Here is a 2,420-nt window from a genome sequence, read left to right as displayed (position 1 = left end):
TCTTCTGCGCGCAGGTGAGGGCTTCGAGCTTTGCGGTCGGCACCTCGGCGTCCCGCTCGCCTCCCTTCTGGATGAAGGCGACCAGTTCGGGCTTGCTCATGCGTAGGGTGCGGTCGGCGATATGCATGCCGAGGGAATGGGGGGTGAATTCCTTCATCCAGCCACTCGGATCGCGGGTCGGCGTGTCGAAGGCGTACGCGGCAAAATCGAGGCTGGCGGCCTCCTCCACGGTGGCGGTGTGGTCGTCATCTGCGCCGAACGCCAGCAGGTCCTGAACCAAGCCGGTGCCAAGTTCATCAGGCCACCCGATGTCATCGTTCCGCTGAGCGACGCGAGCCTTGAGCTTGAGCCCAGCCAGCGAGGCTGCCGGCAGGGCCGCTATCTGCATCTCGATCTTGTGCAGGGCCGTGCCAGCCTCCTCCGACGCCTCCTCGGCCGCATCCATGCCCGTCCGTTCGCGCCAATTCTCCTTCTGCTGGAACCATGCCCGCCACTCGGGTCCCGCCCCGTCCGGCGCGGCGCCCGGCCAGCCCTCGCTGCTCGCGCTCTCGCCGATCTGGTTCTCCTCGTCCATCCGTTGCTGGTAGAGGTCCACGGCGGCCTCCCAGAGCGGCGCGAGCGCCAACAGCACGGCGTCGTCCTGCTCGCGGAGAACCTGCGGGGCAGGCTCGGCGCCGGTCTCGGCAACCTGCTCGACCGAGGCGGGCGCGGGCGCCGGGGTCATGGGCGCGGGAATGCTGGCGCGCAGGTCGGCGGCGCGCTCGCGCAGGCTGGCGGCGGGATCGCGGTGGATCAGGTTCTTGAGAGAGGCACGGAAGGACATCGCGGGATCCTCGAGGATGAGGTGCGCGGGCAGCCGGCCCGCTCGGTTTGCGGGCGGGTCAGAGCAGGGAGGCGAGGCCGGTCAGGACGATGCCACCGCCGATGATGGCCACGGCCGCCAGCAGCTCGCCAGCCACGTCGAGGAAGCGCAGGGAGCGGCTGTGCGCGGTGTCGGGGCGGACCGGGGCCACGGCCTGCCAGGGCTCGATGGTGCCGGGCGGCGTCTCGTCGGGCAGGTTGCGGTAGCGGCGGTCCACGGGGAGCTGACGGCGGGCGCTGGTCACGGCGCGGACCGGGGCGGGCTGGCTGAAATCTGGGATGCGGGCGTGCGTCATCGTTCGCGCTCCTGGTAGGGCTCGTGGCGGTGGGCCGGTGGTGGGGGGGTTGGGTCCCTTTTCGGCGCCGATCAGCGCCTTTTCGGCGCCGATCAGCGCGGCGCGGTCAGGGTGTCAGTGCGCGGTGGCGCGGTGGGCGGCCTTGGCGACCTGCCAAGTGGCCTTGAGGGCGGAGGACATGGCCTCGGCGCGGGAGACGCCGCAGCGCTCCTGAATGCCGGTGGCGGCCTTGCATGCGGCGGCCATGATGGCGGCGCGGTCGTAGCGGCCGGCGACGACGAGGGGGCGGGTGCGGGCGCCGAGCTGGATCAGGGCGCGAGCGCCGCGCATGCCGGCGGGGATCGTGGGGCGACTGTCGCGGCCGGCGCGGTCGATGCGGGTCCAGGAGACGGTGCGGTAGGGCATTTGCAAACCCGCCTAACTAGGTCTAATTCCTAGTCAGGTATGAGCCCTTCCGCTTATACCGTCAATAGTCTACTATGAAAAAAACCTAGTCAGGCGAGATCGAAGCGACGATGTTGACCACGGGCAACCAATTGCGGGCGGCGCGCGCCCTCGTCGGTATGGATCAGGGAACGCTGGCTGAGCGTGCAGGCGTAAACATCAACACCATCGGAGCCATGGAGAAGCGAGGCGCATCCGGATTGGTCAGCGGCCTCGACAAGGTGCAAGCCGTGATGCGCGTCTTGGAAACCGAAGGCGTTGAATTCCTGAACCACGGCGAGCCGGGCGTGAAGCTGCGCCGGAAGGATCCAGCGTGAGCACCGCAGACACATCACCCGGGCGCCTGTCTGAGGTCCACCGTCTCACAGAAGCACTGATCGACCACGTGCTCGAAGCGCAGATCGTCGGGCGGCCAGTCCCGCACGAGCAGAGCGAGGCGCTGATCAAGGCAGCCTTCTTCCTGCGCGAATGTAAGTTGCCTTGGTGGCCGATGCTCGCTCAAGCGCTGCATGGCTTGGGCCGCGACACCGACGAGACGGTACCTAAAGAGGCCACTAAGGCGGAGGCTTTGAAGGATACCGACCTAGAGGGACTATCGCGGTTCTTCGCAGGCTTCCAGAAGGGGGAAGGCGCGTCATGATCGCCGGCCTGGAGTTCATCCCCGAGAACGGCAGCGGGGCCGGGATCCGGTTTCGAGAGCGGAAAACGTAACGATGGCGACGCAGGCCTATGTCCTGAGCTTCGTCCTCCGCTTCGCGGGTTCGGACTCGGGTACAACACGGCAGATGGTGAGCATCGCCGCTGAGACGGCTGAGGAGG

Annotated in this window: 5 protein-coding genes; 2 read left to right on the top strand and 3 right to left on the bottom strand. The window is 68.0% G+C overall.

Annotated elements, in window-relative coordinates; translation table 11 throughout:
* The 3 genes from MKK82_RS04360 to MKK82_RS04350 all read right to left on the bottom strand — a co-directional run.
* Window positions 1-823 (bottom strand): hypothetical protein (locus MKK82_RS04360; RefSeq protein ID WP_243984776.1); only part of this gene is annotated, 823 nt, incomplete at its 3' end.
* Between the two features lie 58 nt (window positions 824-881).
* A complete protein-coding gene (locus MKK82_RS04355; protein ID WP_243984774.1) occupies window positions 882-1,157 on the bottom strand; it encodes a hypothetical protein in 276 nt (91 codons plus the stop codon).
* Between the two features lie 114 nt (window positions 1,158-1,271).
* Complete coding sequence (locus MKK82_RS04350; protein ID WP_243984772.1) at window positions 1,272-1,562, bottom strand: hypothetical protein; 291 nt, start codon at window positions 1,560-1,562, stop codon at window positions 1,272-1,274.
* A 110-nt stretch (window positions 1,563-1,672) separates the two neighbouring features.
* Between MKK82_RS04350 and MKK82_RS04345 the strand changes: the two genes are divergently transcribed.
* Entirely contained in the window at window positions 1,673-1,918 is a 246-nt protein-coding gene (locus tag MKK82_RS04345; protein WP_243984770.1) for a hypothetical protein, read from the top strand.
* Window positions 1,915-2,241 (top strand): hypothetical protein, encoded by a 327-nt coding sequence (locus MKK82_RS04340; protein WP_243984769.1) that lies wholly within the window; start codon window positions 1,915-1,917, stop codon window positions 2,239-2,241. The genes MKK82_RS04345 and MKK82_RS04340 overlap by 4 nt, the downstream gene beginning before the upstream one ends.
* Window positions 2,242-2,420 lie beyond the last annotated feature (179 nt).

The organism is Methylobacterium sp. E-046 (genome assembly GCF_022829625.1).
Classification (GTDB): Bacteria; Pseudomonadota; Alphaproteobacteria; order Rhizobiales; family Beijerinckiaceae; genus Methylobacterium; species Methylobacterium longum.
Note: the sequence above shows the minus strand (reverse complement) of the source record. Positions and strands in the feature narration are given on the sequence as shown.

What these genes read in the sequence shown, in the direction of transcription:
- MKK82_RS04355 (WP_243984774.1), bottom strand. Translation starts at nt 1,157, where the DNA reads ATGACGCACGCCCGCATCCCAGATTTCAGCCAGCCCGCCCCGGTCCGC.
- MKK82_RS04345 (WP_243984770.1), top strand. Translation starts at nt 1,673, where the DNA reads ATGTTGACCACGGGCAACCAATTGCGGGCGGCGCGCGCCCTCGTCGGT.
- MKK82_RS04350 (WP_243984772.1), bottom strand. Translation starts at nt 1,562, where the DNA reads ATGCCCTACCGCACCGTCTCCTGGACCCGCATCGACCGCGCCGGCCGC.